Below are 5860 nucleotides of genomic sequence, written 5' to 3'. Positions count from 1 at the left end.
CCGGTGCCCGCTCCGTCGGCGGCCGACGGGCGGGCACTCGGCGGCTTGTGAGGCCGGCGGCTCAGAGGTCGAACTCGTGCGGGGCGATGCCCAGCGCGAAGCAGGCCTCCTTGACCACGGCGCGCTCGCTCTGGTCGAAGTGGCCGTCGGCGCCGCCGATGACGATGCCGATCTGCACCACGGCACGGCCCTCGGTGGGCTTCTTCTCCAGCTTGCTGATGGTCTGCATCAGGGAGACCTTGCCGAACTCGTAGTCGGAGGCCAGCTTCTGGCAGTTGTCGTTGAACCGCTGCTGGAGGTCCGCCGCCGGGAAGTTCTGCAACACGTCGTTGGAGGCGATCAGCGCGGCGACGCGCTGGCGCTCGGCCGGATCGACGGAGCCGTCCGCAGCCGCCACCAGGGCGCACATGGCCATGCTGGCGTCACGGAACCCGCCGCTCTTCAGCTCGGTCTTCTTCGAGTTGAGCTGGGTCTGCATCGAGGCAGCGGAGTCCTTGAGCCGGTCCCACAGAGCCATACGATCTCCTTCGTTGTTACGGGGTGTCGTGCACCTCGTGCACGCCGTACCGGTCGTCGGTACGGTTCGGTCACCGTCAGACCAACGGATCGGCGGCCCGATCCGTGCCCGGCGGCGTCACTCTCCGCCGTCGTCCCTTCCGCCACCTACCGACTCGAACGGGATCTCGTGGCCCTGCCCGGCGGCCGGCCCCGGCTGCCCACGCCCGGCCCTTCCGGCCTGCCCAGCCCTTCCGGCTCGGCGGGCCCTGCCGTCCCGGTGGTTTTCCGGGCCCGGGCCGTGGCACACGAGTCGCTGAGAGCCGGTGGCGACCGCGGAACCACCCCGCCCGCAAAGGGGTCGGTGCCCACCGGAACCACGGCGACGCTTTCCCGCCACTCATGACAGAAAGACCGCATCCGCACACGAAGAGTAGCGAGGCGCTCTGACAACCCACCCACGGCCGGGCGGCACCCCCGTCCGTCGTTCTACGCTGTTGGCAGACCCGTGTTCCCGTCGGGCCGTCCGGCCCGACCCGTCGAGAGGAGCAGCAGACCCGCCATGGGCGAGCCTCCCAGTACCTGCCGTGTCCTTCCGCCACCGAGCCCGCACCGCGCGGGCCCTGTGCCAGGGGCGGGGGTGACACGGTGATCGAGGTACTGCTTCTGCTGCTGGCCCTGGCCCTCACGCTGGCCTGTGCGGTGTTCGTCGCGGCGGAGTTCTCCCTGACGACGGTCGAGCGCAGCACGTTGGAGCGCGCGGCGCAGGACGGGGAGCGCGGCGCCGAGAGCGCGCTGCGGGCGGTCCGCCGGCTGACCGTCCAGCTGTCCGGTGCGCAACTGGGCATCACGGTGACGTCGCTGGTCATCGGCATGCTCGCGGAACCGTCGCTGGCGGCGCTCCTGCGCGGCCCGCTGACCGCCACGGGCCTGCCCGCCGGTCTGGCGTCCTCGGCGGCACTGACCCTGGGCGTGCTGGTCTCGACGGTCGTGCTGATGGTGCTGGGTGAGCTGGTGCCGAAGAACTGGGCGATCTCCAGCCCGCTGGCCGTCGCCAAGGTGGTCGCCGGGCCGCAGCGCGGCTTCACCGCCGCTTTCGGCCCGCTGATCCGGCACCTCAACAGCACCGCGAACCGGCTGGTGCGGCGGCTGGGGCTGGAACCCACCGAGGAGCTGGCCTCCACCCGCACCCCGGGTGAGCTGGTCTCACTGGCCGAGCACTCCGCGGCGGAGGGCGCCATCGAGCCGGACTCGGCGGAGTTGTTCGTGCGCACCCTGCACCTGGGCACACTCACGGCGGAGAACGTGATGACCCCGCGGGTCGACGTCAAGGGGCTGGACGTGCGCGCCACCGCGGCCGACGCCGCGAACCTCACGCTGGCGACCGGGCTGTCCCGGTTCCCCGTCTACCGGGACACCCTGGACGACGTGGTCGGCTCGGTCCACATCCGCGAGGTCCTCGCCCTGGACGAGCGGCGACGCGCCGACACCGCCGTCACCGAGCTGATGGGTGAACCGCTGCGGGTGCCGGACACCCTGCCGGTGGACCGGCTGCTGGAACGGCTGCGGGACAGCCGCACGATGGCGGTGGTGGTCGACGAGTACGGCGGCACCGCGGGTGTGGCCACGCTGGAGGACATCGTCGAGGAGGTCGTCGGTGACGTCCGCGACGAGCACGACCCGGACGAGCCGCCCGACCTGACGCAGGCCGGCACCGCCGCGGACGGGCGCCCGGAGTGGGAGGCGCTCGGCAGCATGCGCATGGACCAGCTGACCGACCTGGGCGTGCACATCCCCGAGGGGCCCTACGAGACCGTCGCCGGACTGCTCGCGGCCCGACTGGAGCGCATCCCGGAACCGGGGGACAGCGTCGAGCTGGACGGCTGGCGTCTGACGGTGCTGGAGATGGCGCACCACCGGGCCGACCGGGTGCGCCTGACCGGGCCGGGCGGGACCCGCCCGCAACATCTGGAGGAGAGCCGATGACCGCGTTGCAGCTGGCCCTCGGCCTGATGATGATCGGCGTCAACGCCTTCTTCGTGGGCGCCGAGTTCGCCCTGATCTCGGTGCGCCGCAGCCAGATCGAGCCCCGGGCCCGAGCCGGTGCCAAGCGCGCCCAATCCGTGCTGTGGGCGCTGGAGCACCTGTCGGCCGTGATGGCCACCGCGCAGCTGGGCATCACCGCGTCCTCGCTGGTGCTGGGCGCGGTGGCCGAGCCGGCCATCGCCCGTCTGCTGGAGCCGGTGTTCAAGCTGGTGCACATGCCGTCCGGCCTGGTGCACCCGGTGGCGTTCGCCATCGCGCTCGCCGCGGCGACGTACCTGCACATGGTGCTCGGTGAGATGGTCCCGAAGAACATCGCCCTGGCCGAACCGGAACGCGCCGCTCTGCTGCTGGGCCCCGGCCTGGTGGCCGTGACCCGGGTGCTGCGGCCGGTCGTCTTCGGCATCAACGCGCTCGCCAACCGCCTGCTGCGGTTGCTGCGCGTGGAGACCAGGGACGAGGTCGAGTCGGTCTTCACCGACGACGAACTGCTCCGCATGGCCGAGGACGCGGGTGCCGCCGGGCTGCTCGAGCCGGGCGACAGCACGCGCCTGAAGGACGCGCTGGAGCTGGGCAAACGACCGGTGGGCACGGTGCTGGTGCCGCTGCCCCGCGTGGTCACCGTCGGGCACCGGGTGACACCCCGGGAGCTGGAGCACGCCGCGACCACGGCCGGCTTCTCCCGGTTGCCGGTGACGGGCCCCACCGGCGGCGTGCTGGGCTACCTGCACATCAAGGACGCCCTCGGGGCGGCGGCCCGCGACGAGCCGTTCCCCCGGGAGGCACTGCACTCCGTGCCCAAGGTGCGCATCGACACGCCGCTGGACGACACGCTGACCGCGATGCGCGCCACCGGCACGCACCTGGCGGCCGTCACCGGCGAGCGGAACGCCCTGCTCGGTTTCGTGACCATGGGGGACGTGCTGGCCGAACTGGTCGGCCCCGCCCGCTCCCCGTCCTGAACGCCGGCGCGGGACTGCGGCAGGCCCGGTGCCTGCCGCAGCCCCACCCGGACCGTCCGGGCGGACCCCGGAAGAACCACCGAGGAACTTCGAGGAACGAGGAAGCCATGCCCGACCCCTTGCCGGGTCCCGCACTGCCCGACGAGCCGGGAGGTGAGCGGTGAACGCCGCTCTCGGCCTGCTCGCCGTCCTGGTACTGACCGCCGGCACCGGCTACTTCGTGGCGCAGGAGTTCGCCTACGTCGCCGCCGACCGTCTCGCTCTCGCCCGTGAGGCGGCGGCCGGCGACAAGCGCGCCGCCCGCGCCGTCCGGGTGCTGGAGCGGTTGTCCTTCATGCTCTCCGGCGCCCAGCTGGGCATTACCGTCACCGGTCTGGTGGTCGGCTTCCTGGCCGAGCCCGCCCTCGCGGAGCTGCTGAGCCCGGCCCTCACCGGGCTCGGTGTGCCGGAGGCCGCGGTCGGCGGTGTCGCCCTGACACTGGCGTTCGTGCTGGCGACCGTGGTGCAGATGGTGCTCGGCGAACTCGCCCCGAAGAACCTGGCACTGGCCGTTCCCGAGCGGCTGGCGAAGTCGCTCGCGGCCTCCACGCTCGTTTACCTGAAGGTCGTCGGACCGCTGATCCACGTGTTCGACAGCGCCGCCAACCGCCTGCTGCGCAGGCTCGGCATCGAGCCCGTGGAGGAGCTGCACCACGGGGCGACGCTGGAGGAGCTCGGGCACCTCATCGGTGCCTCGCACGAGCACGGTTACCTCCCCAGGCACACCGCGGACCTGGTGGACCACGTGCTGGAGTTCTCCGAGCGGACGCTCGCGGAGGTCATGGTGCCGCGCGTGGACACCGCCTACCTGCGGGAGGACACGCCCGCCACCGAGGCGGTCGGGCAGATCGCCGCCTACGGGCACTCCAACTACCCGGTCACCGGGGAACGCACCGACGACATCACCGGGGTGATCGGGGTGCGCGAACTGATGCGCAGGAGCGGCGCGGAGATCGCCGCGTCGTCCACGGGCACGCTGGCCCGGCCCGCGCTGCTGCTGCCCGTGACCCTCCCGCTGCCGGACGCGATCCGGCGGCTGGACGAGGCCGGGGAGGAGTTCGCGGTCGTGCTGGACGAGCACGGCGGCCTGGCCGGCATCGTCACCTTCGAGGACATCGCCGAGGAGCTGGTGGGCGAGATCGCCGACGAGTCCGACCCGGAGGAGGCGGGGATCGTCGCGGACGGCGGCGGCTGGCTGCTCGACGCGGGCCTTCGGCTGGACGAGGTGGTGGACGCCACCGGCATCGTGCTGCCCGCCGACGAGGACTACGAGACGGTCGCCGGCCTGGTCGTCGACCGGCTCGGCCGGTTCCCGGCCGTCGGCGACCGGCTCACCGTCGACCTGCCGGACGGGGACCGGGTGCTGATCGAGGTCCGCACCCTCACCCGGCACGTGCCCGAGCGGGTGCGGCTGGAACGTCGTGCCGCCCCGGCAGCGGAGGAGACCGCATGAGCCCCCTGACAGTTCTTCTGGTCACCGCCGCCCTGCTGGCGGGCAGCGGCTTCTTCGTGGCGGCCGAGTTCGCCCTGGTGGCCGCCAAGCAGCACCGGATGGAGAAGGCGGTCGCCGAAGGCCGGCGCGGCGCGAAGGCCGCGCTGGCCGGCATGCGCGAGTTGTCGCTGATGCTGGCCGGCGCCCAGCTCGGCATCACGGTCTGCACGCTGGGCCTGGGCAGCGTCTCCAAACCGGCGATCTCCGGGCAGGTCGACCCGCTCCTGCTGGAGCTGGGGCTGCCGTCCGGACTCAGCTACGGCATCGCGTTCGTCTTCGCGATGACCGTTGTCGTCTTCCTGCACATGGTCGTGGGCGAGATGGCGCCCAAGTCGTGGGCGATCGCCCACCCGGAACGCTCGGCGATGCTGCTGACACCGCTGTTCCGGTCCGTGATCCGGCTGGTGCGTCCGCTGATCTGGGTGCTCAACCGGATCAGCAACGCCCTGGTCCGGCTGTGCCGGGTCACCCCGCGGGACGAGCTGGCGTCGGTGCACAACCGGGAGCAGCTCACCCACCTGGTCGTCGAGTCCCAGCGGCTCGGCCTGATCAGCCAGGACGAGTCGGTGCTGCTGAAGCAGAGCCTGACCGAGCCGCAGTCCCCGGTCAGCGGCCTGCTGGTCCCGGCGGACCGCATCCTGTCCGTACCGGCCGACGCGGACTGCGAGGGCATCCTGGCCGCGAGCACGGCCCACGACCGCACGCGGCTGCTGGTCCGGGACGGTGACGCGTTCCTCGGCTCGGTGCACGCCCGCGACGCCCTCGTCGCCCGGTCCCGCTCCCGGACGGCGACCGCCCGCCAGTTGGCCCGCCCGGTCCCCGAGCTGCG

At 72.6% G+C, this 5860-nt stretch carries 5 protein-coding genes; 4 read left to right on the top strand and 1 reads right to left on the bottom strand.

The genetic code is table 11. From position 1 onward, the window contains the following. Nucleotides 1-61: 61 nt before the first annotated feature. On the bottom strand, nt 62-517 hold the full coding sequence (locus tag ACYVE9_RS13575; protein WP_461028077.1) for a tellurite resistance TerB family protein: 456 nt from the start codon (nt 515-517) through the stop codon (nt 62-64). A 626-nt stretch (nt 518-1143) separates the two neighbouring features. Here ACYVE9_RS13575 and ACYVE9_RS13570 point away from each other — a divergent pair. From ACYVE9_RS13570 to ACYVE9_RS13555, 4 genes are all read left to right on the top strand, one after another. Further along, on the top strand, nt 1144-2481 hold the full coding sequence (locus ACYVE9_RS13570; RefSeq protein ID WP_461028076.1) for a hemolysin family protein: 1338 nt from the start codon (nt 1144-1146) through the stop codon (nt 2479-2481). Continuing rightward, a complete protein-coding gene (locus ACYVE9_RS13565; RefSeq protein ID WP_461028075.1) occupies nt 2478-3500 on the top strand; it encodes a hemolysin family protein in 1023 nt (340 codons plus the stop codon). The genes ACYVE9_RS13570 and ACYVE9_RS13565 overlap by 4 nt, the downstream gene beginning before the upstream one ends. Nucleotides 3501-3660: 160 nt before the next feature. Next, nucleotides 3661-4992 carry a hemolysin family protein gene (locus ACYVE9_RS13560; RefSeq protein ID WP_461028074.1) on the top strand — a complete coding sequence of 444 codons (1332 nt, stop codon included), beginning with the start codon at nt 3661-3663 and terminating at the stop codon, nt 4990-4992. Next, nucleotides 4989-5860, top strand: an 872-nt coding sequence (locus ACYVE9_RS13555; protein WP_461028073.1) for a CNNM domain-containing protein, incomplete at its 3' end; no start/stop codon positions are given. The genes ACYVE9_RS13560 and ACYVE9_RS13555, both read left to right, overlap by 4 nt.

The sequence above is a fragment of the Streptomyces sparsus genome (genome assembly GCF_054776295.1).
Note: the sequence above shows the minus strand (reverse complement) of the source record. Positions and strands in the feature narration are given on the sequence as shown.

Excerpts from the sequence above, each read along its gene's own strand:
- ACYVE9_RS13575 (WP_461028077.1), bottom strand. The coding sequence starts at position 517 with ATGGCTCTGTGGGACCGGCTCAAGGACTCCGCTGCCTCGATGCAGACC.
- ACYVE9_RS13565 (WP_461028075.1), top strand. The coding sequence starts at position 2,478 with ATGACCGCGTTGCAGCTGGCCCTCGGCCTGATGATGATCGGCGTCAAC.